The following is a 25,666-nucleotide window of genomic DNA, read 5'->3' on the forward strand; positions in this document are numbered from 1 at the left end:
GGTGTGTAGCGCGACACGTGGCACGGTGAGAGGTGGCTGCCACAGGCGTGGGATGAAGTTACCATTCAGGACCGTGGTATTCTTTGATCGATGTCGCGGCATGGATCCTCGGGTCTTCGCGACGTCGCTTCGCTCCTGCTCCGCCCGTGGATGACGAAGGTTGGGTGCCGAAAGCGTGGACCACGCCTACTGAAAATTGCGCCCCTTGGGCATGACCCTCTCCGCTTCTTCCGACAGCGTTGCGAGATCCTTTCCGATCGGTGCGTTCCGCGGCGCGGGTCGGCCATCGCGATCCGGTCCCTCCTTGGGGGCCGGAGGACCAGCGGCCAACGGTCTGGCCTCGCTGACCTTCTCCAGAAGCACGGTCAGCCAGGGCGTCAGGTCCTCGATCTTCTCGGCGACGATATGGATCACACCTGATTCCGACTGTAATTTCCCGGTGACCCGGACGAACCGCGCGCCCATGACGATGGGCCGATAGCGGGTGAAGGTTCTCTCCCAGAAGATGACATTGGCGACGGCCTTGTCGTCCTCCAGCGTCAGGAAGATCGCGTTGCCCTTGCCGGGCCGCTGCCGCACCAGGACAAGCCCGGCGACGGAGACCCGCCTGCCGTCGCGCACTGAAGGCAGGTTGGCATTGGGTGTGACGCCGGCCCGGTCGAGCCGCTCGCGCAGGAAGGCAACCGGATGCGCCTTCAGCGACAGGCCGAGCGAACGGTAGTCGTGGATGACATGCTCGCCGAGCGGCATTTTCGGCAGCTTCGTCTCCGGCTCCAGCTCGCGCAGGCGGACCGCCGGCTGGTCGAAGAGCGGCAGCCTTTCGGCGGCGCTCTTGCCGTCAAGCGCGCGCACCGCCCATAGCGCCTCACGACGGTCAAGGCCAAGCGAGCGGAAGGCGTCGGCCTGCGCCAGCCTTTCGATCTCGTCGACATCGAGGCCGGAACGCAGCCAGATATCCCTGACGGATTCGTAGCCGTCGCCACGCCTGGCGACGTAAATCTTCATGCGCTCCTCCGACAGGCCCTTGATCTGACGGAAGCCGAGCCGCAGCGCGTAATCTGTTTTGATGACGCCACGCATTTCGGCATGGCGCGCGAGGATGCGGGCCGGGTCGAAAGGCGCTTTTTCCAAAGTGCAGTCCCAGACGGAGAAATTGACGTCGACGTCGCGGATATCGACGCCATGGTCGCGCGCGTCGCGGACGAGCTGGGCCGGCTGATAGAATCCCATCGGCTGCGAGTTCAGGATCGCGGCGCAGAACACGTCGGGATAGAAGGTCTTGAACCAGCAGGAGGCATAGACGAGCAGGGCGAAGGAGGCGGCGTGGCTTTCGGGAAAGCCATATTCGCCAAAGCCCTCGATCTGTTTGAAACAGCGCTCGGCGAAGTCCTTCGTGTAGCCCTTGCCGACCATGCCGTCGATCATGCGCTGGCGGTAATTGCCGATCGTGCCGGTGCGCTTGAAGGTGGCCATGGCGCGGCGCAGCTCGTCGGCTTCGCCCGGCTTGAAGCCGCCGGCGACGATGGCGATCTTCATCGCCTGTTCCTGGAACAGCGGCACGCCGAGCGTTTTGCCGAGGATCTCTTTCAATTCCGCCTTCTGATATTCGGCTTTCTCCTTGCCTTGCCGCCGGCGCAGATAGGGATGGACCATATCGCCCTGGATCGGACCCGGCCGAACGATCGCCACCTCGATGACAAGGTCATAAAAATCTCGCGGCCGGAGTCGCGGCAACATCGACATCTGCGCGCGCGATTCAATCTGGAAGACGCCGAGCGTATCGGCGCGGCAGATCATGTCATAGACACGTTGGTCCTCTGCCGGCAGGGTGGCGAGCACATAGGGTTGCCCATAGGGGTCCCGCGCCTTCGGATAGTGGTCGGTAAGCAAGATGAAGGCGCGCTGGAGGCAGGTCAACATGCCGAGCGCCAGCACATCCACCTTGAGGATCTTCACCGCGTCGAGATCGTCCTTGTCCCACTCGACCATCTTGCGCTCGTCCATCGCCGTCTTGACGATGGGGACGATCTCGTCGAGCCGGTCCCCGGTGATGACGAAGCCGCCGACATGCTGGGAGAGGTGGCGGGGGAAGCCCATGATCTCGTTGGCCCGCTCCATCACATGCCGCGATGTGGGGTCGGTCCGGTCGAGGCCGCCGGCGCGGGCTTCCTTCTCGCCGAGTTCCGAGGTCGACCAGCCCCAGATCGAGCCGGACAGCGACGCCCGGACATCCTCCGAAAGGCCCATCGCCTTCGACACTTCGCGTAGCGCCGAGCGGCCACGATAGCTGATGACGGCGGCGGCAAGCGCGGTGCGTTTGGAACTGTATTTCGTATAGATGTACTGCATGACCTCTTCGCGTCGCTCGTGCTCGAAGTCGACGTCGATGTCGGGCGGCTCGTTCCTCTCCTCGGAAATGAAGCGCTCGAACAGCGTATCGATCTTGTCCGGCCCCACCTCGGTGATGCCGATGCAGAAGCAGATAATCGAATTGGCAGCCGAGCCTCGGCCCCGGCAGAGGATGTTCTGGCTGCGGGCGAATTTGATGATGTCGTAGACGGTCAGGAAGTAACGCGCGTAGTTGAGACGCTCGATCAGAGCGAGCTCTTCCTCGATGCGTTTTATGACGCTGGCCGGGACACCACCCGGGAAGCGCCTGGTCGCTCCCTCCCGCGCCAACCTTTCGAGCTCGGCTTGCGGGCCGAGGCCCGATTCCGTTGGCTCATCCGGATAATTGTACTGGAGGTCGCTGAGCGAGAAGGTCAGCTCCTGTGCGAAGCGCAAGGTTTCGGCCAGCGCCTGCGGATGCCGGCGAAACAGGCGGGCCATTTCCAGGGGTGGTTTCAAATGGCGCTCGGCATTGGCGGCCAGCTGCAGCCCGACCTCGGCGACGGGCGTGTTGAGGCGGATCGCGGTCAGCACGTCCTGCAACGGGCGTCGTTCCGCCGTGTGGTAGAGGACGTCGTTGGTTGCCATCAGCGGGATGCCGGCGATCTCCGCCAGTGCCGCCGCCTGCTCGATGCGGAAGCGGTCATTGCCGGCATAGCAAGGCGAGACGCCAAGCCGCAGGTTCCTGCCGAAGCGGTCCTTGAGCTGGCGAAGCAGAGCGAGACTGTCCTGCGCGCCCACCAACAGATCGGGCAGGACCGCCAGCGACATGAGGTCACCCCATTCGAGCAGATCGCCGCGCTGGAGAAGGGTGGCGCCCTTTTCGGTTTCGTCGCGCAGATTGGCCTGGGTGAGCATGCGGCAGAGATGCCCCCAGCCCTTGCGGTCCCGCGGATAGGCGAGAATGTCGGGCGTGCCGTCGCCAAAAACCAGCCGGCAGCCGGGGTGATAGGAAAGCGCCTCGACCTTGGCCTGCTGCCAAGCGCGCACCACGCCTGCCACCGTGTTGCGGTCGGCAAGCCCGATCGCCGAGAAGCCCATGAGCTTGGCCGCGACCACCAGCTCCTCCGGCTTGGAGGCGCCGCGCAGGAAGGAGAAATTCGACTGGATGCCGAACTCGGCATAGGGAATGACGGTCAGCGCATTCATGCGAAGACGCCATGCATGAACCAGCGCGGCGGCACCTGGGAGCCGCCATAGAGGCCTTGCCGGTAGAGCCAGTAGCGGCGGCCGTCGGCATCCTCGATGCGGAAATAATCGCGTGTCGATGCTGCCTCGTCGCTCGCGGCTTCATGCCACCATTCGGCGGCGATGCGTTCCGGCCCCTCGGCGCGCGTGACCCGGTAGAGCGCGCGCCGCCAGCGGAAATTCAGCGGCGGGCCCTCCGGCATTTCGGTGGCCGGCACATCGATCGGTTCGGGCGAGCGGAAAAGCCGGATCGGCCGCTCCGGCGGGAAGACCGTCACCGGAGCCTGCATCTTGTCGGGCTTCTTCGGCGGCGTGGTCCGGCGCGGGGCTTCGGTGAAGGGGATCGTGGCGACGGCGCGTTCCGGCAGATGGCTTTCGACGGTGACCGGCCGCAAAACCGCGCCATCGCCGAGCCGGGCGCGGATGCGGTCTGCGAACAGCGCGATATCGGCGCCGTCGTCGGTCGTCTCGCCGGCAAGGTCGGCCTGCTGCATGTCGAAGGTGGCCGCCGCCAGCACCGAGAGCCGGACGAGATCGAAGCCATAGCCGGCATCGATGTCCTGCTCGAGCGCGGCCAGCCGTTCATGGAACAATTTCTGGATCAGTATCGGTTCGCGCAGCGGCCGCGACGTGCCGAGCGCGATGCGGCTGACGGCGCCGTCGACGCGAAAGAGCAGCAGCGCCAGCGTCCTGGCGCCCTCGCCGCGACGCTCGAGGTCGGTCTTCAAGGTCGTCGCCAGCATGCCCACCAGCCGCTCGATATCCTCGGTCAGGGTGACGGGTTCGGCCAGATGACGTTCGACCGAAAGCGGCGCGACGGGAAGGCGCGGCGATACAGCCTCGTCGAGACGGCCAAGCGCCTGGTCGAGGCGCAGCAGCAAGGAGGCGCCGAAACGGCGGGCGAGCGGCGCGCGTGGTGCGGCCATGACCGCGCCCGCCGTGCGCAGGCCGACGCTTTCCAGGCTGGCGCGGGTCGCCGGCTCGATGCGCAGCGCCGCCAACGGCAAGGGCGCCAGCAGCGCTTCCTCCTCACCGGAAGGCACGATGCGGTCGCCGGAAAACCGTGCCGCCGCCCAGGCCGCGCCCGGCGTGGCGGCAAGCCCGGCGCGGACATCAAAACCCTGATGGAAGAAGCGCGACAGGATGTCGTCCAGCATGGCGCGTTCGCCGCCGAACAGATGGGTGCAGCCGGTGATGTCGAGAAACAGGCCGTCGGCACTGTCCAGCGCCACCAGCGGGGTGTAGCGGTCGCACCAGTCGGCAAGACCTTCAAGCAGGCGGCGGTCGGCGTCTGGATCGGCCTCGACGATATCGATCGACGGATGCATGGCGCGCGCATCGGCGATGCCCATGTCGCGCTTCAGGTGCAGCGCCTCAGCCCGCTCGTCGAGGGCCGAGATGCGCTGCGCGTTGCCTTGGCGGTGGCTGATCACGAGCGGTGGGTGCGGCAGGTGATCCGACGGCCGGGAACGCCAGGACCGCCCCAGACGCTGCCGCAGGATCCTTTCCGCTGCCAGATAGGGAAACCACAGGGACAGGATTCTTTGCCCGTTCTTTCTGTCTTTCCTCGCCCCTTCTTTCGTCGCCCGCTCTTTCGTCGAATGCGCGTTCATCGGGGTTCCACTCCAGTGTGAATTGTCCAGGCAGGGCCGTGCGGCTCTTGCCGATGGTGACGGTGAAGGCCGGGCGGCCGATCGAGCCGGCGAGCGGCCCGGCGATGGTGTCGCGTGGTGTTGCCGGCGCCGAAGCGACGATGAGGCGGACGGGTGCCGCCGTCGGCTCGGGCTCCGCCGCCTGCCGCAGCAGGAACACCGGCCGGCCGGCACCTAGCGCCCTTGCATGCAGCCGGCGCGTCGCGGTCAGGTCCAGCCGCTGCGGATTGCCGCGGATTTCAAGGATGACGGCGGCGAGCGCCGTCATCCGGGCGGCCTCCTCGGCGACCCACAGCGCATCGACAAGTTTTGGCGCCTCGGAAAACAGCAATTGTTCGGGCTCGATGCCGAACGAGGCCCGAAGCCCCCTGGCATAGGGAAAGCCGGCCTCGCGGAAAATCTCCGACGTGCCGATCCACAGCACCGGCAGCCCCTGCGCCTGCTTGAGGATCAGGCTCGTGAGCGACAGCGCGAAGCCGGCGACGGCTCCGGCATCGCGGGTCTGCGTGCCATGGATTTCGCTCAGGGCGGCTTTCGGCAGGCCGCCGCTCAGGGCGGCATCGAGCCGCTCGACGCCGGTGGGCAGGAAGGCATCCGGCAACGCCGCGGCAATGCCGCGCCGGACGATTGTAAGATCGGTGTTGGGGGTGAGATCGGCGCTGACATCGGCATCAAGGGGCGCGCCGGCGAGCGCCTGCAGGCGCTCGGGCAGCGTTCCCTCGATCTTCGCGATCTGGCGGCGCAGGGCAAAAACAGTCTCCCGCGCCACGGCGGTCATCGCCATGACGGTCAGCTTCCACTCACAATTGTTCCTGTTATGTTCCTATAGATTCCAGAGGGTGCCCCAAGAGTCAAGCAGAGTCACAAGGAATTTATTCCTTCTTGCCTCGAGGATGCCGGAGCCGCCGCCGCGTCATTTGCCGATTCCGGTGCGAAAGCCTATATGCCGGGTTCAAAGGACAAAGCATGGCCCGCATCTACAAGACCCGCACCTGGCACGACCAGTTCTCGCCATCCATGGAGGAATTGGAGTTCCTGGCGCTGGAGTCCTACGCCCACCTGCCGGAGGAGTTCCGCAAGCTGACCGGCGAGATCATCATCCAGATAGCCGAATTCCCGACCGACGAGATCATGGACGATTTGTCGCTGGAAACGCCGTTCGACCTGCTCGGCCTGTTCGAAGGACGCGGCATCGCCGAACGCTGGAATCCGCAGACCGGCGAAGGGCCGAACCGCATCACGCTCTACCGCCGCGCCATGCTCGACTACTGGGCCGAAAACGAGGAAACGCTGGGCGACATCGTCACCCATGTGCTGATCCACGAGATCGGTCATCATTTCGGCCTGTCGGACGATGATATGGAGCGGATCGAGGAAGCGGCGGAGTAGGCTGTGCCGATATTCAGGTGACGCCGGCCTGCAAATGGCGGTCCCCTGCGCTTCCCCGTTCTACTGCGCCGCAGTAGAACTGTGCTCACGTACCCAAGTACGCTCCGCTCCGGTTCTCAGGCACCACCCGTTTGGTCGCTTCGCGCCCGACTCCGACTCGGCCTGACCTGAATCCCGACACAGCCTGCGTCGGCGCTTTGCAAACCCTACCAGTCGCTGAGCTTGGTATCGGGCCCGTATTCCTGACCGTCGACATCCTTGACCACGGCCTGGCCGCAGCGCATGGCCTTGGCCTTCTTGTCATAGCCATAGGTCGGCGAGCCGAACAGGTGCCAGCCCTTGTTCAGCGCCGCCGTCACCTTGTGGCAGAAGCTGGCGTCGTCCGGGCCAGTCAGAAAGCGATAGAGTTTCATCCGTCAATTCCTGTCGTAGGGATATTCCCGCCGGTGATCATGCGCCGATGGCGGCTGCCTTCGCCAGCAGTTTTTCAGCCTGCGCCAGATGCAGCCGCTCGACCATCTTGCCATTCAGCGCGATCACGCCCTTGCCGGCGTTCTCCGGAAGCGCGAAGGCCTGGCTGACCAGGCGCGCCTCGGCCACGGCTTGAGTGGACGGCGCAAAGGCGCGGTTGGCCGCCTCGATCTGGGCCGGATGGATGAGGGTCTTGCCGTCGAATCCCATGGCGGCCGCTTCCACACATTCCTGGGCGAAGGCGTCGAGGTCGCGAAAATCGTTGGAGACGCCATCGAGCATGTCGAGGCCACCGGCTCGCGCCGCCAGCACCATCTGCATCAGCCACGGCACGAGATAGCGCCGGTCGGGTGTCGCCAGCACGCCGGTATCCTTGACCAAATCGTTCGTTCCGGCAACGAAACAAGCCAGTCGTGAGGCCGGATCCCGACCAAGTTCGGCTATAGTGCCGATGTTGAGCAGTGCCTTGGGCGTCTCGATCATCGCCCAGATTTTCACGCTGTCGGGGGCAAAATTGTCGTCGAGCACATCGCCGGCCTCGAGCAGGTCGCGCGGCGTGTCGACCTTGGGCAAGAGGATGCCATCCGGCTCGCAGCTTGCAGCGGCCAGCAGGTCGGCGGCGCCCCATTCGCTGGCCAGCGCGTTGACGCGCACCACCATCTCGCAGCGATGGCCAAAGTGGTTGGCAACCGGGCGGTTGGCGAAAATCCCCGCCAGCTTTTCGCGCGCGGCAACCTTGTCGGCCGGGGCGACGGCATCCTCGAGGTCGACGATGACGGCGTCGCAGGAAAGCTGCGCGATCTTGGCCAAGGCCTTGTCGCTGGAGGCCGGGACGTAGAGCACCGAACGGCGCGGGCGATAGGTATCCATGCCTGATCTATGCCGCGTGCGGCTGGTGGAGGCAAGCGTCCGACCGGTACCTGATACGAGCCAACCGCGAAAGCTTGCGCTGCCCCTCATTGCCCGTCCTTTGCAGCAGTTGCGGAAGGGAACCCTTCCTCTCCCCCGTCGATCGAGGGAGAGGAAAGGAGCCTGGCTGGGCAGCGCCAACGTTCGGAAAGATGGCGGGCAGCGCACCAGCCGCGAAGCGCAGCCTCTGCACGGAAACTGCACATGCTTGCGGAAAACCTCCTCCAATCCGCCCAATCGTTTCCTGGCCGGCCTGCGAGACAGGCGGCATGGAAAAGCGAGCAAAACCCCGTTGGTCCCTGCCCTATCGGCTGCGTTGCGAAGGTTGGTGGCTGGTCGATCCGCCGCGCGCGAATCCGGCGGCGATCCTCATTCCCTTTGTCCGCAGGAGCCCGCCGACAACCAGGCTCAACGCCATTGGGAAGGCCAGGTCATGACATCATTGTTCACCGCCGCGCCGGGCTATTGCAGCCGCTTCGGCATTGCCGTGCTGCTGGCAGCACTTGCGGATTTTCTCTTCTACGGCCAGCCCGTCGGCATCACGGTTTTCCTGTTCGCCATCCTGATTGCCGCTGCCGTCGTCGCCGTGCATCCCGCCGCCTTCAGCGACGGCAGGCTGTGGATCAAGCCTGCCGCTCTGCTTGTCGCTCTGCTGCCGCTCACGGAGAATGTCAGCGCCTTGTCCGTGTCGGTCGCGCTTGCGGCCATGGTTATCTTCGCGCTTTCGCTCAGCGGCCGTCTGCGACACGGCATCGCCCGCATTGCCGGCCAGATCGGGCTGTTCCTGCTGGCGGCGCCGTTCCGGTTCATTCGGGATTTCATCCGCTGGCGCAAGACGGCGCGCCGGTTTGGCCGGCGCCGCATCCGCCTGGCGGCGCTCGCCGTCTGGGTCATGCCGCTGACCTTGGGCGCGGTCTTCCTGGCGCTGTTCGGCGCCGCCAACCCGGTCATCGACTACTGGCTGTCGCTGATCGACCTTCTGAAGCTGCTCGATCTCATCCATCTGGCGCGGATTGCCTTCTGGCTGGTCGTGCTCGCCGGCGTCTGGGCCTTCCTGCGGCCACGCCTGCCGCGCCTGTTCCGTCGTCTCCCGCGCGCGGCGCCGGTGGCTGACGTCAGCGCTCGATCCGAGGGAACCGTCACCAACATCGAGGACATCCTGTTCGGCAAGGCGGCCATTCTTCGTGCGCTTGTCATCTTCAACATGCTGTTTGCGCTGCAGACCGGACTCGACGCCGCCTATCTGTGGGGCGGAGCCGCCCTTCCCGACGGACTGAGCTACGCCGCCTACGCGCATCGCGGCGCCTATCCCCTGGTCGTCACCGCGCTGCTTGCCGCCGGCTTCGTGCTGGCGGCGCTGCGACCCGGAAGTGCTGCATCGGCCGACCCGGTCATCCGCCGGCTGGTCTATGCCTGGGTGGCGCAGAACATCATGCTGGTCATCTCGTCGATCTTGCGCCTCGACCTCTATATCGGCATCTATGCACTGACCTACTGGCGCGTTGCCGCTTTTGTCTGGATGGGGCTGGTGGCGGCCGGCCTTGCCCTGATCATCGCCCGCATCGCGCTTGGAAAATCCAGTGAATGGCTGCTGTCCGCCAATCTTCTGACGTTATCGGCGACGCTTTATGCCTGCTGTTTCATCAACTTCGCAGCCATGATCGCCAATTACAATGTCGACCATTCCCTCGAAATGACTGGCCAGGGCATTACCCTCGACGCCTGGTATCTGCGTTCGCTCGGCCCAAGCGCGTTTCCGGCGCTTGATCGTTTCTTCGATCATCAGGACAACACGCCCGCCGCCGGCGCTGTCCGCGAACTTGCCAGACTGCGTGGGATCGACGAAGGCTGGTATCGCATCGCCCAGCAGAACTGGCGGGCCTGGAGCTTTCGCGACTGGCGGCTCAATCGTTATCTCGACAGGAGAGGCCCGCTCGTGATTCCTTCCGCTACCGAACCTTACGTGCCGGGCCGCTGATCCATGCCGCATCACATCCTCGTCGCCGACGATGATCCGCACATTCGCGAAGTGATCTGCTTCGCGCTGGAAAAGGCCGGCATGCGGACGCAAGCGGTGGCCGATGGCGCCGCCGCCCTGCAAGCGATCGGACGCCGGGCACCCGATCTCGTCGTGCTCGACATCGGCATGCCGGAGATGGATGGGCTGGAGGTCTGCCGCCGGCTGCGGCACACATCCGACGTGCCGGTGCTGTTCCTGTCGGCGCGTGACGAGGAGATCGACCGCATCCTCGGGCTCGAAATGGGTGGCGACGACTATGTGACAAAACCGTTCAGTCCGCGCGAGCTGGTCGCTCGCGTCAACGTCATTCTGCGGCGCGCCCGCCCGGCGCCGGCCGAACCGGCCGACGACAGGCAGTTCGCGCACGGCAAGCTTGCCCTGGCGCCGGCCAGCCACGCCGCCAGCTTCGATGGCAAGCCGCTTGCCCTGACGGGAATAGAGTTCTCGATCCTGAAGGGGTTTATGGCGCGGCCCACGCATGTGCTCGACCGCGACGCGGTGATGGCCAGTGCCTATGCCGGCAAGGTCCATGTCGCCGACCGCACCGTCGACAGCCATATCCGCAACATCCGCGCCAAGCTGGCGGCGCTGGGTTGCCCGGATGTCATCGAGACCGTGCATGGCGTCGGCTTCCGGCTCGGCCGATGCGGCTGACGACCTCGCGCAAATGGATCGGCCGCAAGTGGCGGCCGCGTCTCGCCACGGTTGTCGTCGCCATCCTGGTCATGGTGATGGCATTGCCGCTGGTCGGCCTGTTCTTCTTCCGGCTCTACGAGAACCAGCTGATCCGCCAGACCGAAGCGGAACTGATCGCGCAAGGTGCCGCCATCGCCGCCATCTATGCGCAGGACGTGCGCGACGCCGGCATTGCGCCGGAAAAACTCGGCGCAGAGATGCCGCAGGGCGGCGGAGACGCCAGCCGGAGCGCCAATCCGCGCCGAAGTATCGACCCGGACTACCGCCCGATCGAGCCGCGCCTCGATCTCGCCTCGGACACCGTGCTTCCGACCCGACCGGCGGCGGTGGCCGCGACTGCCGATCCTGCCTTCGCCGCGATCGGCGCGCGCCTGTCCGGCATTCTCGACGCCACGCAGAAAACCACGCTGGCCGGCTTCCGGCTGCTTGACCCCCGAGGCGTCGTCATTGCGGGGCGCGGCGAGGTGGGCCTGTCGCTGGCCAATGTCGAAGAAGTGCGTGAGGCGCTTACCGGCGGCTATGCCAGTGCGCTCAGGCTGCGCATCCCGGACCAGCCGGCGCCGCCGCTCTATTCGGTCAGCCGCGGCACCAGGGTGCGGGTCTTCGTCGCCTTGCCGGTGGCCGTCGAGGGCCGGGTCGCCGGCGTGGTCTATGTCTCGCGGACGCCCAACAACATTGTAAAACATCTCTATGGCGAGCGCGGCAAGGTGACGTTGGCGGCGATCGCCATCCTTGGCGGCACGTTGCTCATCGGCCTGGTCTTCCTGCGCACCGTCAGCCGCCCGATCTATGCGCTGATCGACCGCACCCAGCGCATAGCCGCCGGCGATCGCGACGCCATCAGGCCGCTCGATCATCACGGCACATACGAGATGGCGGAGCTTTCCGCCGCTTTCCTCGACATGGCGGAAAAACTGCAGGCGCGGTCGGACAGCATCCAGACGTTCGCCACTCATGTCTCGCACGAGCTCAAATCGCCGCTGACGGCGATCCAGGGCGCGGCCGAGCTGCTGCGCGATTCCGGTTCGGCGATGGACGAGGGTGAGCGGCGGCGATTCTCCAACAATATCGTCACCGATGCGGGGCGGCTCAATCTGCTGGTGCGGCGCCTGCTTGAGCTGGCGCGCGCCGAAAATCGTGCACCGAGCGGCGAAAGCACCTCGATTGGTGCGGTGCTGGCGCTGCTCCCGATCGACACCAGGCTGGCGGTCCGCGTCGAGGCCGGCGGCGATCTGACCTTGCGCATATCGGCCGAGAACGGGGCCATCGTGCTTGCCAACCTCTTCGACAATTCGGCCAGGCATGGCGCGACGCAGGTTTCGGTCACGGCGGCGAACGCCGAGGGCAGGGCGACCATCCAGGTCGATGACGACGGCGCCGGCATTTCAGCCAGCAACCGGGCGCGCATCTTCGAGCCGTTCTTCACCACGCGGCGCGATTCGGGCGGCACCGGCATGGGCCTCGGCATCGTGCTGGCCCTCCTGAAAGCGCATGATGGTACGATCAGGCTGGTTGACTCCGAACGCGGCACGCGCTTCGAGATCAATCTGCCGGTTGTATGAAATTGGAGCCTGATTCCGAAACCGGTGCCCACTTTTCGGGGTCATGCTCCAGGCTAGGAAAGGCAAAAGCGTGCGCTACGACATCGTCATCATCGGCGGGGCCATCGTCGGATCCTCGATCGCCTACTATTTGCGCGAGGAAGGGTTTTCCGGCTCGATCGCGCTGATCGAGCGCGATCCGCAATTCGCCCACGCGGCGACGACGCTGTCCATGGCCTCGATCCGTCAGCAATTCTCCATTCCCGAAAACATCCGGCTGTCGCAATTCACGCTGAAACTGTTCCGGCGGCTCAAGGAAGAGTTCGGTGCCGACGCCGATATCGGTTTCCGCGAGGGCGGCTATCTCATTCTCGCCGGTGAGAATGGCTTACCGATCCTCAAGGCCAATCACGAGGCGCAGATCGCCGAGGGCGCCGATATCGTGTTCGAGGACGCCGAGCAGCTGACGCGGCGCTTCGCGTGGCTGTCGACTGAGGGCATTTCCGCCGGCGCCTATGGCCGGACCGGCGAGGGCTGGTTCGACGCGCATGCGATGCTGATGCTGTTCCGCAAGGCGCTGCGGGAGAAGAAGATCGATTTCATCACCGCTGATGTCACCGGCATCGAGCGGCAGGGCGGCCGCATCACCAGCGTCAGCCTCGACAATGGCCAGACGCTGGAGGCTGGCATCGTCGTCAATGCCGCCGGGCCGAATGCCGGCAAGGTTGCCGCGATGGCCGGGCTGGCGCTGCCGGTCGAGCCGCGCAAGCGCAACGTCTTTGTCTTCGAGGCGCGCGAGAAATACGCCGACATGCCGCTGCTGGTCGATCCCTCCGGAATTTATGTCAGGCCGGAAGGCTCGGTCTACCTCACCGGTGGTGCCGAGCCGGAAGAGGGCGACGGCCCCGCTGATCCCAAGGATTTCGACGTCGACTGGCCGCTGTTCGAAGAGGTGATCTGGCCGGTGCTGGCGACCCGCATTCCGGCCTTCGAGGCGATCAAGCCGACGCGCGCCTGGGCCGGCCATTACGACTACAACACGCTCGACCAGAACGCGGTGATCGGGCCGCATCCGCAGGTCGGCAATTTCCTGTTCGCCAACGGATTCTCAGGCCACGGCCTGCAGCAGGCACCGGCGGTCGGCAAGGCGCTGGCCGAGCTGATCGTGCATGGTGGCTACCGCACTGTGGATTGCTCGGCGTTCGGCTACGAACGCGTGGCCGAGGGACGGGCGTTCCGGGAATTGAATGTGATTTGAGTGAGGCCGCCCTGCCTTCTCCCACAGGGGGAGAAGGGAAGACCGCGGCTAGATAACCATCGCGTCGACAGCGAGGGCGTTGCCGAGTGCATGGCCTCCGGCCGTGTTGTCGAAAATGCCCCAGACCTCCGCGCCCGTAGCGGCCGCCACCTTCACCTGCCGACCGATCCGGTCGAGACTTTCGGCATCGTAGTCGGAATAGTAGACGCGCGGCGCGCCGTGCCAGCGGAAATAGGCAAGGCCGGACCAGCCGCCCGGCACAGCGGCGGCGGGGACCGGGGCCGGATCGGCCGCAACACGTGCGACGTGGCAACCGGCCAGAAGCGCCTCCGCCTCGGCTTCGAACCAGCTCGGATGGCGCGGTTCGCATACGAGCCTGGCCTTGGTTCGCTTGCTCAACATGTCGAAGAAACCGCCCGCGATATCCGGTTCGAAGCGCAAGCTCGGCGGCAGCTGGACCAAAAGTATGCTCAGCTTTGCGCCGAGACCTTCGATCTGTTGGAGAAACACGTCGGCAAGCGCATCGCAATCGACGAGACGATGCTCATGGGTCATCGCCTTCGGTGTCTTGACGGCAAAGCGGAAGTGCTCCGGCACGGCGCGTGCCCAGCGCTCATAGGTCTCGCGGCGATGCGGCTTGTAGAAAGACGTGTCGATTTCGACGACCGGAAGGCGATGGGCATATCGTTCAAGATGCGAACCGGGTTGTGGGAAGTCTTCCTTGTATCGCGTCGGAATGCCCCAGCCAGCCGTGCCTATGAAACATCCGCGCTTTCCCATGCCGAGGATGTGGGCCAGATGCAGTGCGGGTCAAGGCGGAGGTGCAGCCAAGTGCACGGGTCAAGATTCCGGATCGACTTTGCCTTACTGGTGGATCCAGCGGTTCGGAAACGGGAATCCCTCGCCGTCCTCGACAAGCTGCTTGAGGCTCAGCAGGAATACCGCCCAGCTCATCGAGTAGTAGGGATAGCGCTCGGCATTGCCGCGAAATCCTGAATGCCGGAACTGGACAGTAGACTGACCGTCGACGGGCACAACGGTGAACTGGACCTGCGTTCCGGCCCAGTCCGAATCGTCCTCTTCCGTCGGCTGCCAGCACACCAGCCGGTCCGGTTCGAGGGCGGACACCCGCATGAGCTGACAGCCCTCTCCAAAGCGAAACTCCAGTATGTTGCCGGGTTTGGACTCGCCCCGCGTGTCGGGAATCCACCATTGCGCAAGCTTGTCCGCTTGCGTCAACGCCTGGTAGATCGTGCTCGGAGCGCTCTTGATGCTGATCTCGTGCATGATTTCCTTCATGGCATCCTCCTTCTCACGGTTGGACAACAAGAAGCTTCGTCAGGCTGCAGCCCGGCATCCCGAACTCGCATAAGTCTGCAGCCAGCTCAGCACCCGTCCCCAGCCTTCGGCATGTTCGGCCGCTGCTTCACCCTGGCCGGCAAAGCCGCCATGGCAGATGGTGACGCGGGTGCCGGTGGCGACCGGCTCCAGCAGCCAGGCGACCGTGGTCTGCCGCCGGCCAAGCGTGGGATGATCCCACTGATAGGCGCGCGTCTGCACGATCCGGCGCGGCGCTTCGATCTCGAGGAATTCACCGCTGGCCGGCAGGTTCTTGCCGTCAGCCCAGCGCACAGTGACGTTCCAATGGCCGCCGACGCGCAGGTCGGCCGACCAATCTGTCATCCGGTAGGTGTCGGCTGAACCCCACCATTGCTCGACCTCATCCGTAACCAGCGCGCTGAAGATGCGCTCCGGGGGCGCTTCGATCCTGGCTGATGCCATGATCGTCTCGCCGTTGGTCATGCTCCGTATCACAGGATCATGCATCATCGATGCCTCCGCCTGATATTTGTTTCGGTATCGAAACGAGGCTTTCAGCCTTTTGATGGCGGGCGCTCAAAACCCTTGCCGGTCTCGAGCAGGCTCTTCAGGCTGGCCAGCACCAGCGGCCAGCCCTTGGCGACGTTGCCGATCAGGCTGTGCGGCCCGTCCGCCTCATGGGTGACGGCAAGCTTCATCAACTCGCCGTCCTGCTCGATGGTGAAGGTGCAGCGCGTGTAGCCGTCGGCCTTCACCTCCGGCATCCATTCATTGCGCCATTTGATCACCAGGCGTCGCGGCGGGTCGATCTCGAGGATTTCGCCGCTGTCGGCAAGGCGCCCGTCGGGGAACATCAGCTTCCAGCTGGAGCCCACCTTCCAATCGCTCTCCTGATAGGAGCAGAGGAAGAACTGCCGGTTGAACTCCGGGTCGGTCAGCGCCTCCCAGAGCTTTTCGGGCGTGGTGCGGATGTAGGTCACGTAAACGAAGCTGTTGCTCATCAGTCTTCCCTTTCGAGGCGTTTCTTCAAGTCGCTGAGGGCGGTCAGCCGTCCCCGTTCGAACTTGCCGATCCAGCGGTCGGCGATCTCGTTGATGGGAACGGGGTTGAGGTAGTGCTCCTTCTCGCGCCCCTTGCGGATGGTGGTGACGAGGTTCGCCTCCTCCAGGATCGCTAGGTGCTTGGTCACCGCCTGGCGCGTCATGTCCATCTCCGCGCACAGCGCGTTCAGCGTCTGCCCGTTCCTGGCATGGAGGCTGTCCAGCAATTGCCGGCGTGTCGGGTCGGCCAGTGCGCGAAAGACGGCAGCCATGCTCATGGCTCTAATATGCAACCATTTGGTTGCATGTCAAGGCGGCTTGCGGATCACGAAAAGTTGCCTGTCCTGTCAGGCAGGCGATCATGAGTGGAAAGCGTCAGCGCTTGCGGGAGAACCAGAAGGCGTCGGCCATGTGCTTCATGCCGATGCGCTCGTAGAAGCCGACGGCGTCGGGCATGGAGATCAGGCTGACGGCAACGGACGGCCCGAGCTGGCGCCGCGCCTCGTCCATCAGGCCCTTGCCGATGCCCAGTCCCTGCGCCGATTGGGAAACGGCGAGCTCGGAAATGTAGCAGACCCAGGAAAAGTCGGTGACGGCCCTGACAACGCCGATCAGCGGCTTGCCCTCCACATCGAGACGCGCCGTCAGCACCAGATTGGCGCCTGACAGCATCGCCCGCAGTCGCGCTTCATCATCGACGGGGCGGGTTTCGCCGAGGCCGGATTCCACCAGCACGCGGCGGAACTCGGCGACGTCGAGCTCTGGTTCGCGTGCGTAGAGGATCTGGGAGTTTTCCGCCATAACCGCAGACTGCACCATAGGCCGGCGAATTCGAAGCCACTTTCGCGCCGAGGCCACTTTCGGGCGACATGCGGTCCGGCTTGGGTCACCAGCACAAACAGTTGCCTTTTATTTGCCCGCGGCTTTGTGTAAACCGGGCCCCAGCAAATCCTCCCGCAACGAAAACACGGGCCAAAGCCATGGAAAAATTCACCAAGCTCACCGGCGTCGCCGCTCCGATGCCGATCGTCAATGTCGATACCGACATGATCATCCCGAAGGATTATCTGAAGACGATAAAGCGCACCGGGCTTGGCACCGGGCTGTTCGCCGAAATGCGCTACAATGACGACGGTTCGGAGAATCCCGATTTCGTGCTCAACAAGCCGGCCTACCGCAAGGCGCAGATCCTGGTCGCCGGCGACAATTTCGGCTGCGGCTCGAGCCGTGAGCACGCGCCGTGGGCGCTGCTCGACTTCGGCATACGCTGCGTCATCTCGACCTCGTTCGCCGACATCTTCTACAACAACTGCTTCAAGAACGGCGTGCTGCCGATCACCGTCAGCCCCGAGGACCTCGAGAAGCTGATGGACGATGCCTCGCGCGGCTCGAACGCCACTTTGTCGATCGACCTCGAAGCCAAGGAAATCCGCGGGCCGGATGGCGGCGTGGTCAAGTTCGACCTCGACGATTTCAAGCGGCACTGCATGCTCAACGGGCTCGACGACATCGGCCTGACCATGGAGAAGGCCGGCGCCATCGCCTCGTTCGAAAAGCGCAACGCGGAACTGCGCCCCTGGGCCTGAGCGGCACCTGTCCGACGGATAGGCCCGGCCCTTTCAGGCCGGGCTCGTGGCGACTGAAGGGAGGGACAGTCATGACACGTTCGCTTCTAGCCGGCGTTTGCGGGCTGGCCTTGTTTCTGGCCCCTACCGCCTATGCCCAGGCTCAAACACAGACGCCCGCCGCGCAGCTGGCGCCAGCGGCTGAAAAGCCGGCCACCGATCAGGGCACCGCCGACGCTTCCGATGACGACAGCCAAGCGCCTGTGCCTTTCGAAGGCGGCCATCTGACCATCACCCAGCCGGAGCAGGACGGTGAGAAGGTGCTTGCCTATGACGGCCAGCAGCTGGCGAGCAACTATGACGTCTTCTTCGACAGGATCGTCGAGGTCGGCGGCGTCAAGGTGGCGCTGTTCGATGTCGGCGATGGCGGCAATCAATGCGGCCCGGCCACGGTGATCGTCTGGAAGCCGGAAGGCGGCACCATCCAGAGCACGACAGTCGAACAGGACGAGTGCGGCGCGCCGCCATCGGCGGTGTCCGACAACGCCATCTATTTCGTGCCCTATCTGTTGCCGGGCGATGCAAAGCCGGCTTTGCAATGGTCGCCCACCGGCGGGCTGACCACTTCCGGCAATCTGACCTACATGCCGGAGCCCGGCACCGACTGGAAGGATGTCGATCCGTCGAAATACGACAACATCATCGACGCCTTCCACAACGAGGCCGTCTACAAGGAGGCCGAAAAGCTGCTCGGCAAGGACATGCCCGACATGGCGACCAGCCTGCTGGTCGGCGGCGGCACGGAAAAGACCGCGTCGGGCGCCTTCTATGCCAGTGGCTGCGTGCCGCATGATTGCGGCGGCAATGACGGCTTCATGGCGGTCGACCCGGCCCGGCACAAATTGTACTTCGCCCGCCGCGGCGACAATGGCGAGCCGAACGCCTGGCCGGCGGTAACGACATGGCCGGCCGATGTGAAGGAGGCGTTGGACAAGGCGCTGGGGTCGGCGAATTAGGGGTGCGGGCGGCGCTGGCATCGCGCTTTCGTCATCCACGGGCGGAGCGACGCGCAGCGGAGCGCAGACCCGAGGATCCATGCCGCGACGTCGGCCGAAGAGCGCGGCGGGGCATAATTCTGTAGCGCTGCAACGCCTTGAAGTCGTGGCATGGATCCTATGGTCTGCGCCGCGTCGCTACCCTCCTTGCTTCGCCATAGGATGACGATGCCAGAGATGCCCTGGCTGGAATCTCCGAGGCTGGACTTCGCCGCATCGTGACAATTGTCCGCTCGACTTGGCCCACGACCGGGTCACCCTCCTCTGCTAGACGACGCGGATCAATGTAAGGAGGCCTCCATGCGAAAACTGATCTCCACTGGCTCGCCATTCGAAAAGACCGCCGGCTATTCGCGTGCCGTGGTGCAGGGCGACTGGTGTTTCGTGTCCGGCACGACTGGCTACGACTATGCGACGATGACGATGCCGGAGACGATCGAGGCGCAGACGCGCAACTGCCTGGCGACGATCGGCAAGGCGTTGCAGGATGGCGGCTTCGCGATGGCCGATGTGGTGCGCGCGCATTACTACATCACCGACCAGGCCTTCGTGGATATCGTCTTCCCGATCCTGGGCGAGACGTTCGGCGACATCAGGCCGGCGGCAACGATGATCGTCTGCCAGCTCAACAAGCCGGAAATGAAGATCGAGATCGAGGTGACGGCGCTGCGGCGGACAGCTTGATCGGATGAAGGTCAAGCGCATCATTGCCAACATCGCCACGCAGGACATCGCGGCGGCAAAGCGTTTCTATCACGACGTGCTCGGACTTGATGTCCTGATGGATCAGGGCTGGATCGTCACATACGGCTCTGCCGAGACGAAGGCCGTGCAGGTGAGCTTTATGACCGAACGTGGGTCCGGCACGCCGGTGCCGGATCTGTCGATCGAGGTCGACGATGTCGATGCCGCGCTTGAAGCCATGAAGACCGCCGGCTTCGCCATCGAATACGGGCCGGCCGACGAGCCCTGGGGCGTGCGGCGCTTCTATGTGCGCGATCCCTATGGCAGGCTGGTCAACATTCTCTCGCATCGGTGACGACATCGTGCTCCAGCTGTTGACCTGCAGGCTTGCGTCGCAAGCGCTTGGCGTTTAGCAAGGCCGCGGTTCAAAATCTTTCTGGGACGGTTTCTCCATGGCAACGAAGCATCTTTTCCTGCTCGCCGGCGACGGCATCGGCCCCGAGGCCATGGCCGAGGTGAAGAAGCTGATATCGGCCATGAACGAAAAGCTCGGCAGCGGCTTCGTCACCGAGGACGGTCTGGTCGGCGGCTGCGCCTACGACGCGCATGGCGCGGCGATTTCCGATGCCGACATGGCAAAGGCAATGGCGGCCGACGCGGTGCTGTTCGGCGCCGTCGGCGGGCCGAAATGGGATGCGGTGCCTTACGAAGTGCGCCCCGAAGCCGGCCTGCTGCGGCTGCGCAAGGACATGGAGCTGTTCGCCAATCTGCGACCCGCCATCTGCTATCCGGCGCTGGCGGCGTCCTCCTCGCTCAAGCAGGAAGTGGTCGAAGGCCTCGATATCCTCATCGTGCGCGAGCTGACCGGCGGCGTCTATTTCGGCGAGCCCAAGCAGATCATCGATCTCGGCAACGGCCAGAAGCGCGGCATCGACACCCAGGTCTACGACACGTTCGAGATCGAGCGCATTTCGAGCGTCGCCTTCGAGTTGGCGCGTACCCGCAAGAACCACGTCACCTCGATGGAAAAGCGCAATGTCATGAAGTCGGGCGTGCTGTGGAACGAGGTCGTCACCCAGACCCACAAGGCGCGCTATTCAGACGTCAAACTCGACCACATGCTGGCTGATGCCGGCGGCATGCAGCTGGTGCGCTGGCCCAAGCAGTTCGACGTGATCGTCACCGACAATCTGTTCGGCGACATGCTCTCCGACATCGCCGCCATGCTGACCGGTTCGATCGGCATGCTGCCGTCGGCCTCGCTCGGCGCCCCGGATGCCAAGACCAAGAAGCGCAAGGCGCTCTACGAGCCGGTGCACGGCTCGGCGCCGGACATTGCCGGCAAGGGCATCGCCAACCCGATCGCCATGATCGCCTCCTTCGCCATGTGCCTGCGTTATTCCTTCGGCATGGTTGATGAAGCCGACCGTCTCGAGGGCGCCATCGCCGCCGTGCTCGACGATGGCCTGCGCACCAAGGACATCATGTCCGAAGGCATGACCGAGGTCGGCACGGTGCAGATGGGCGATGCGATCATCGCCAAATTCCTGGGCTGAGCCGATGGCGGTCGACGTCCGCTGGGCGACGACCGGGGATGCGGCCGCGCTCGCGGCCATGCTGTGCGAGATGGCGGTGCATTACCGACAGCCGCCTCTTGCCGCCGACCGGGCCCTTGCCGCGGCGCAGAAATGGCTAGCCGAGGAAAGTCCGGCCTATCCGCATTTCGCGCTCGCCCTCGTGGAGGGAGAGGTCAGCGGCCTGGCATCGGTGGCGATCGCGCATCCCGGCATCGATCTCGAGCGGCTCTTGTTCCTCAAGGACCTGTTCGTGCGCGGCAAGGCTCGCAACGCCGGCATCGGCCGCGCGCTGATCGGCTTTCTCGCCGACCATTGCGGTCGCCACGGCATCGGCCGCATTGACCTGACCGCCGAGGACTGGAACGAGGGCGCGCTGCGTTTCTACGCGCGGCTCGGCGCCGAACGCCATGGCCAGAAGATTTTCCTCAGATTGTCGGGCGAGTCACTGGTGGTTGCGGCTAGACCCTGACGCCAGCCGGCACCGGTCCCCAGGGGTTTCCTGCCCCCCTGTTTCGCCTGGCAGCTATACTACTCAGGGTTGTTTCGGATTTCAATATGCACGTAATAACTAAACCCTGATCCCTGCCGGCACCGGTCCCCACTGGTTTTCCCTGGCCTGCGTCGGGATCAGGGCGAAGACCAGGATGATCAGGCCGCCGATGGAGGGGATGAGCATCACCAGGCAGAGCCAGCCCGGCAGGCCGATATCGTGCAGGCGGCGCACGATCATGCCGAGGCCGGGCAGGAACGTGCCCAGCAGGAAAACGCCGAAAAGCCCGACCGTCACCGCAGGCATCTCGGCGCTGTCGAGATTGCCCATCTCGACATCGGCAAAAATGCCGATGCCAACGATCGCCAGCAAAGCGATCGTCCAGAACAGGCAATAGCCCCAATATTCCTTGCGGCGGGCGCGGCCGGCGAAATTGAAGTAGTTGCCCGTCAGGCCGCGCCAGAAATAGCCCCACAGGTCGGTGGGTTCGGCTGGCTCGGAGGACCGGCCGAAATGCTGCGCCTGGGAGGCGCGCGCTGCCGGCGCATCGCCAGCTTGAGCCACCGCCCCGTTCGCACTGGCATCGCTGGCCAGGGCCTGGGCGGTGATCGAAAAAACGTCACGCGCCTGGCCGCCGCCCGGCTGGAATTCGACCCTCGTGCCTCGTGCCATGGCGGTTTCGCGGCGCAGGTCCTCGCGCCTGAACGTGTAACGGTTGCCATCCGCCCCGGTGATGAAGCCGAAGCCCTGATCCTCGTCATAGTGAAGCACTTCGCCGCGCATCACCCACCCCCTTGTCGCCACGTCCCGGGCCAAGGTGTGGCACAGGGGCCAACCTGTCGGCAAGGCCGCGCGACATGGCTACCGTCGCCGCGGCAAATGAAGCATAAGACAGGAAGTGCAATCGCTTTCGCCAAAAGCAGACAATGACAGCCGAGCGTTCTGATGCCAGCGTCGTGACCGAGGACGGGGAGGTCATAACGCCCCGACACTGGCCATCGACGCCACCGGGCTGATGTTGTGGCCGCCCGGCAAGGGTCTGGCGGGCATCCCGCGGGTGGAGAGCTTTCTGATCGACGCGGCGTTGGCGGATCCCGACCCTTGCGTGGACGTGGTGGCGTTCCGGTCCGGGGAAGGCCGGTTTCGACCGCTTGCTCCCTACGAACAGGAACATGTCGCGACCGGCGAGATCTCACCTCAGCGTGTCAAACGATGGCCGGGAAGAAGCATGGCGTTATCGCAGGCTTTCGAGGCGGTAAGGCAACAGCCATGGGACAAGCGCGAGGCAGACCGTCACCTCGCCAAGACGGTGACCAACGGCCGGAAGGGGGTTGCCTATCGCGCGACGAGGCTGCTGATCCGCGCCTATCGCCTGTATCGGCGGGCGCGGATCCGTCTGGGGCCGAGCCAGGATGCTCCGCACCGGACCGCCGAGGCCGAATGCAGCCTTGTGCTGATCAGCCATCACATCCTGACCCAGGAAGACCGGTCCGCTGTCTCGGGCGCCGCCGGCAAGCTTGGCTTCCTCTGCCACGATATCATCCCGGCACTACGCCCCGATTTGCTTGGCGCGGGCAACGGCGAGCGTCGTTTCGGGTCCTATCTCGAGCAGCTCGTTCGCTCCGGCGCACCAGCGTTCTGCGCTTCCGACGAGGTCGGCGCCACCCTCACCGATCATATGCGCAAGGCCGGCCTCGAACCGCCCGTGGTGTATCGGTTTCCGATGCCTTCCATCCTGCACGAGACGGCATCGCGCATCGGCGCGACCTCTCGCATCGAGTCAGGCGAGCCGTTCGTGCTCTATTGCTCAACCATCGAAGTGCGCAAGAACCACATCCTGCTGGCCCGCATCTGGCAACAGGCGCTCGAGGAAGGGGTCAAGCTGCCGAGGCTTGTCTGCGCCGGGCGCTGGGGCTGGATGATCGAGCCGCTGCGCGCCTATCTCAAGGCTCACCCCGGCCTGCTGCAGTCGGTCACCCTCACCGGGCTGGTCAGCGACGAGGAACTGATCCGCTACTATCGCAGCGCGTCCTTCGGCGTCTTTCCCTCGCATATCGAAGGCTGGGGCTACGGCGCCTCGGAATGCCTCGATTTCGGCATTCCGGTCATCGTCTCGACGACGCCTTCGCTGATCGAGGCAACCGGCGGGCTGATGCCGGCGATCGATTCCAACGACCAGGCCGGCTGGTACGCTGCCATCCGCAGGATGGCGGAGGATCATGCCCGGCGTTCCTCGCTGGCGGAGCGCATCGCGCAACAGCATCGGCCGACGCCGGCATCGGCAAGCTGGGCTGCCATCAAGGCAGGACTGCAGGCAAGCGTGGCTGGCAATGTCGCGGCCGCCGCGCCGCAAACCGCGCGGCTCCGCTAAGCCGGCCGCTTCTTCGCTTTCTTGTGCTTCGGCGCGCCGGTGTTTTCGAATTTCGGCTTGCCCGGCTTCTTCGCCCACGGCTTGGCTTCGAATGCGCCGGCGGGGCGTTGATCGGCCGATGCCGGGTGCTTGTCGAATTTGCGCTTCGGCGCGTTCGGGTCGAACGGCGCCTTGCCGCGATGCGGTTTCTTGTCCGGGCTTGGCGGCTGGTAGCCGGCCCGCGACAGATCGGGCGTGCCCTCGAGCCGCTTGACCGCGATGTTGCCCTGCAATTTGCGGTCGGGACCGATGGCCGCCAGGAAGCGGTCGGCCCAATCGGCCGATATCTGCACGTAGGTCTCTTCGGGCTGCATCTTGATGGCGCCGATCTCGCGCTTGGTGATGCTGCCGGTGCGGCACAGCATCGGGATCAGCCAGCGCGGCTCGGCATTCTGCCGACGGCCGATCGACAGCGAGAACCAGACGCTGGCGCCGAAGTCGTCGCGGCGGCTGGGCGCCTCGTCGCGGCGCGCGAAGTTTTCGCCCGCCGGTCTTTCACGCGATGGCGTGAACGGCGCGATTTCCATGAGGTCCTCTGGCGCCGAGCGGCTGGCGCGGCACTGGCGCACGAAGGCGGCCGCCACCTGTTCGGCGCCATGCCCGGCGAGAAGCGCGTCGATGAAACCGCGCTCGTCATCCTTCACCGGCTCCTCGAAAGCCGGGTCGGCAAGAATGCGCTCGTCGTCGCGCCGGATGACATCGTCGGCCGAGGGCGGGTTTGCCCAGGTCGCCTTGAGCCCGGCATTCTGCAACAGCCGTTCGGTGCGCTTGCGGGCGCTGTTGGGCACGATCAGCGCGCTGACGCCCTTGCGCCCGGCGCGGCCGGTTCGCCCGCTGCGATGCAGCAGCGTTTCCGGGTTGGTCGGCAGGTCGGCGTGGATCACCAGTTCAAGGTTGGGCAGGTCGATGCCGCGCGCCGCCACATCGGTGGCAATGCAGACCTTGGCGCGGCCATCGCGCATCGCCTGCAGCGCATGACTGCGCTCGTTCTGGCTGAGCTCGCCCGACAGCGCGACGACGGAAAAGTTGCGGTTGTTGAAGCGCGCGGTCAGATGGTTGACGGCGGCACGGGTGTTGCAGAACACCAGCGCGTTCTTGGCCTCGTAGTAGCGCAACACGTTGATGATGGCGTTCTCGCGGTCGGGCTGGGCAACGCTCAACGCCCGGTATTCGATGTCGAGATGCTGCTTTTCCTCGCCGGCCGCCGAGATGCGCACGGCGTTGCGCTGGTATCCTTGCGCCAGCGTGGCGATGGAGCGCGGCACAGTGGCCGAGAACATCAGCGTGCGGCGCTCGGCCGGTGCGGCGTCGAGGATGAATTCGAGGTCCTCGCGAAAGCCGAGATCGAGCATCTCGTCGGCCTCGTCGAGCACCACGGCCTTGAGCGCCGACATGTCGAGCGAGCGCCGGGTGATGTGGTCGCGCAGGCGGCCGGGCGTGCCGACGACGATATGGGCCCCGCGCTCCAGCACACGCCGCTCCGAGCGCATGTCCATGCCGCCGACGCAGGACGCCACCGTGGCGCCGGTCAGCTCGTACAGCCATTCCAGTTCGCGCGTCACCTGCAGTGCCAGCTCGCGCGTCGGTGCCACGGCCAGAGCCAGCGGTGCCGCGGCGTGGCCAAAGCGCTCCGCGTCGCCCAGAAGGGTCGGCGCCAAAGCAAGGCCGAAGGCGACGGTCTTGCCGGAGCCGGTCTGGGCGGAAACCAGCGCGTCGGCCTCACCGAGTTCGGGGGCCAGAACCGCCTTCTGCACCGGGGTCAGCTCGGAATAGCCGCGTTTTTCCAACGCCTTTGCCAGCGCTGGAACAATAGCTTCGAAGTTGGACATCTCGCTCTTTCGGAATTCAGGGTCTGCGCTCGTCATGGAGCACATGCCGGGGCCGGCGTAACGCCAGCCAAACAATCTTGGCCGTTCGTACTTCCTGCTGCCTCTCTTGTACAGGGAAAGCCGCGCCGCTCGGCAATTGACTCTTTACGCAAACCGCGTAAAAGCCCGCTTCGAACGGGATAAT

At 64.9% G+C, this 25,666-nt stretch carries 25 protein-coding genes; 12 read left to right on the forward strand and 13 right to left on the reverse strand.

From position 1 onward, the window contains the following. Positions 1-186: 186 nt before the first annotated feature. From AC56QQ_RS03275 to AC56QQ_RS03285, 3 genes are read right to left on the reverse strand one after another with little or no spacing between them, the layout of a single operon-like run. The gene (locus AC56QQ_RS03275; protein WP_497125542.1) at positions 187-3,537 is read right to left on the reverse strand and encodes an error-prone DNA polymerase; all 3,351 of its coding nucleotides are present in this window, start codon (positions 3,535-3,537) and stop codon (positions 187-189) included. Beyond that, the gene (locus AC56QQ_RS03280) at positions 3,534-5,009 is read right to left on the reverse strand and encodes a DUF6504 family protein (protein WP_497125543.1); all 1,476 of its coding nucleotides are present in this window, start codon (positions 5,007-5,009) and stop codon (positions 3,534-3,536) included. The genes AC56QQ_RS03275 and AC56QQ_RS03280 overlap by 4 nt, the downstream gene beginning before the upstream one ends. Further along, on the reverse strand, positions 4,951-6,012 hold the full coding sequence (locus AC56QQ_RS03285; protein ID WP_497125544.1) for an ImuA family protein: 1,062 nt from the start codon (positions 6,010-6,012) through the stop codon (positions 4,951-4,953). Before AC56QQ_RS03285 ends, AC56QQ_RS03280 begins: the two co-directional genes overlap by 59 nt. A 182-nt stretch (positions 6,013-6,194) precedes the next feature. Here AC56QQ_RS03285 and AC56QQ_RS03290 point away from each other — a divergent pair, with 182 nt between their 5' ends. Then, on the forward strand, positions 6,195-6,617 hold the full coding sequence (locus AC56QQ_RS03290; RefSeq protein WP_091575942.1) for a metallopeptidase family protein: 423 nt from the start codon (positions 6,195-6,197) through the stop codon (positions 6,615-6,617). 206 nt (positions 6,618-6,823) lie between these two features. On the opposite strand, the gene AC56QQ_RS03295 is transcribed toward AC56QQ_RS03290, so the two are convergent. Together AC56QQ_RS03295 and AC56QQ_RS03300 are read right to left on the reverse strand one after the other, a co-directional pair. Further along, on the reverse strand, positions 6,824-7,030 hold the full coding sequence (locus tag AC56QQ_RS03295) for a DUF1737 domain-containing protein (protein ID WP_091575943.1): 207 nt from the start codon (positions 7,028-7,030) through the stop codon (positions 6,824-6,826). Positions 7,031-7,067: 37 nt separating this feature from the next. Then, positions 7,068-7,958 carry an HpcH/HpaI aldolase/citrate lyase family protein gene (locus AC56QQ_RS03300; protein ID WP_497125545.1) on the reverse strand — a complete coding sequence of 297 codons (891 nt, stop codon included), beginning with the start codon at positions 7,956-7,958 and terminating at the stop codon, positions 7,068-7,070. A gap of 472 nt (positions 7,959-8,430) precedes the next feature. Here AC56QQ_RS03300 and AC56QQ_RS03305 point away from each other — a divergent pair, with 472 nt between their 5' ends. From AC56QQ_RS03305 to AC56QQ_RS03320, 4 genes are all read left to right on the forward strand, one after another. After that, on the forward strand, positions 8,431-9,975 hold the full coding sequence (locus AC56QQ_RS03305) for a DUF4153 domain-containing protein (protein WP_497125546.1): 1,545 nt from the start codon (positions 8,431-8,433) through the stop codon (positions 9,973-9,975). Between the two features lie 3 nt (positions 9,976-9,978). Further along, entirely contained in the window at positions 9,979-10,671 is a 693-nt protein-coding gene (locus tag AC56QQ_RS03310; RefSeq protein ID WP_497125547.1) for a response regulator transcription factor, read from the forward strand. Further along, positions 10,662-12,275 (forward strand): ATP-binding protein, encoded by a 1,614-nt coding sequence (locus AC56QQ_RS03315; protein ID WP_497125548.1) that lies wholly within the window; start codon positions 10,662-10,664, stop codon positions 12,273-12,275. The genes AC56QQ_RS03310 and AC56QQ_RS03315 overlap by 10 nt, the downstream gene beginning before the upstream one ends. 70 nt (positions 12,276-12,345) lie before the next feature. Further along, a complete protein-coding gene (locus AC56QQ_RS03320) occupies positions 12,346-13,512 on the forward strand; it encodes an NAD(P)/FAD-dependent oxidoreductase (RefSeq protein WP_497125549.1) in 1,167 nt (388 codons plus the stop codon). Between the two features lie 48 nt (positions 13,513-13,560). On the opposite strand, the gene AC56QQ_RS03325 is transcribed toward AC56QQ_RS03320, so the two are convergent. From AC56QQ_RS03325 to AC56QQ_RS03350, 6 genes are all read right to left on the reverse strand, one after another. Continuing rightward, positions 13,561-14,292, reverse strand: a complete 732-nt coding sequence (locus tag AC56QQ_RS03325) for a DUF72 domain-containing protein (protein WP_497125550.1) — start codon at positions 14,290-14,292, stop codon at positions 13,561-13,563. A gap of 84 nt (positions 14,293-14,376) precedes the next feature. Further along, the gene (locus AC56QQ_RS03330; RefSeq protein ID WP_497125551.1) at positions 14,377-14,811 is read right to left on the reverse strand and encodes an SRPBCC family protein; all 435 of its coding nucleotides are present in this window, start codon (positions 14,809-14,811) and stop codon (positions 14,377-14,379) included. Between the two features lie 39 nt (positions 14,812-14,850). Continuing rightward, positions 14,851-15,342 carry an SRPBCC family protein gene (locus tag AC56QQ_RS03335; RefSeq protein WP_497125552.1) on the reverse strand — a complete coding sequence of 164 codons (492 nt, stop codon included), beginning with the start codon at positions 15,340-15,342 and terminating at the stop codon, positions 14,851-14,853. A 44-nt stretch (positions 15,343-15,386) separates the two neighbouring features. Next, the gene (locus AC56QQ_RS03340) at positions 15,387-15,833 is read right to left on the reverse strand and encodes an SRPBCC family protein (protein ID WP_091575951.1); all 447 of its coding nucleotides are present in this window, start codon (positions 15,831-15,833) and stop codon (positions 15,387-15,389) included. Beyond that, complete coding sequence (locus tag AC56QQ_RS03345) at positions 15,833-16,144, reverse strand: ArsR/SmtB family transcription factor (RefSeq protein ID WP_497125553.1); 312 nt, start codon at positions 16,142-16,144, stop codon at positions 15,833-15,835. Before AC56QQ_RS03345 ends, AC56QQ_RS03340 begins: the two co-directional genes overlap by 1 nt. Before the next feature lie 103 nt (positions 16,145-16,247). Further along, complete coding sequence (locus AC56QQ_RS03350; protein ID WP_497125554.1) at positions 16,248-16,673, reverse strand: GNAT family N-acetyltransferase; 426 nt, start codon at positions 16,671-16,673, stop codon at positions 16,248-16,250. A 179-nt stretch (positions 16,674-16,852) separates the two neighbouring features. Between AC56QQ_RS03350 and leuD the strand changes: the two genes are divergently transcribed. From leuD to AC56QQ_RS03380, 6 genes are all read left to right on the forward strand, one after another. Next, positions 16,853-17,458, forward strand: a complete 606-nt coding sequence (leuD, locus tag AC56QQ_RS03355; protein WP_256753227.1) for a 3-isopropylmalate dehydratase small subunit — start codon at positions 16,853-16,855, stop codon at positions 17,456-17,458. Positions 17,459-17,529: 71 nt separating this feature from the next. Beyond that, a complete protein-coding gene (locus AC56QQ_RS03360) occupies positions 17,530-18,453 on the forward strand; it encodes an Ivy family c-type lysozyme inhibitor (protein ID WP_497125555.1) in 924 nt (307 codons plus the stop codon). Between the two features lie 339 nt (positions 18,454-18,792). Next, a complete protein-coding gene (locus AC56QQ_RS03365) occupies positions 18,793-19,176 on the forward strand; it encodes a RidA family protein (protein ID WP_489858541.1) in 384 nt (127 codons plus the stop codon). Between the two features lie 4 nt (positions 19,177-19,180). Continuing rightward, the gene (locus tag AC56QQ_RS03370; protein WP_497125556.1) at positions 19,181-19,531 is read left to right on the forward strand and encodes a VOC family protein; all 351 of its coding nucleotides are present in this window, start codon (positions 19,181-19,183) and stop codon (positions 19,529-19,531) included. Positions 19,532-19,628: 97 nt separating this feature from the next. After that, a complete protein-coding gene (gene leuB, locus AC56QQ_RS03375; RefSeq protein ID WP_497125557.1) occupies positions 19,629-20,732 on the forward strand; it encodes a 3-isopropylmalate dehydrogenase in 1,104 nt (367 codons plus the stop codon). 4 nt (positions 20,733-20,736) lie between these two features. Further along, entirely contained in the window at positions 20,737-21,222 is a 486-nt protein-coding gene (locus AC56QQ_RS03380; protein ID WP_497125558.1) for a GNAT family N-acetyltransferase, read from the forward strand. A 99-nt stretch (positions 21,223-21,321) separates the two neighbouring features. On the opposite strand, the gene AC56QQ_RS03385 is transcribed toward AC56QQ_RS03380, so the two are convergent. Further along, a complete protein-coding gene (locus tag AC56QQ_RS03385) occupies positions 21,322-22,026 on the reverse strand; it encodes a DUF805 domain-containing protein (protein ID WP_497125559.1) in 705 nt (234 codons plus the stop codon). Between the two features lie 445 nt (positions 22,027-22,471). On the opposite strand from AC56QQ_RS03385, the gene AC56QQ_RS03390 reads away from it, so the two are divergent. Next, entirely contained in the window at positions 22,472-23,614 is a 1,143-nt protein-coding gene (locus tag AC56QQ_RS03390) for a glycosyltransferase (protein ID WP_497125560.1), read from the forward strand. Here the strand turns inward: AC56QQ_RS03390 and AC56QQ_RS03395 are convergent. Then, entirely contained in the window at positions 23,611-25,482 is a 1,872-nt protein-coding gene (locus AC56QQ_RS03395) for a DEAD/DEAH box helicase (RefSeq protein WP_497125561.1), read from the reverse strand. The genes AC56QQ_RS03390 and AC56QQ_RS03395 overlap by 4 nt on opposite strands. Between the last annotated feature and the right edge of the window lie 184 nt (positions 25,483-25,666).

It is taken from the genome of Mesorhizobium sp. RCAM 05099 (assembly GCF_059683685.1).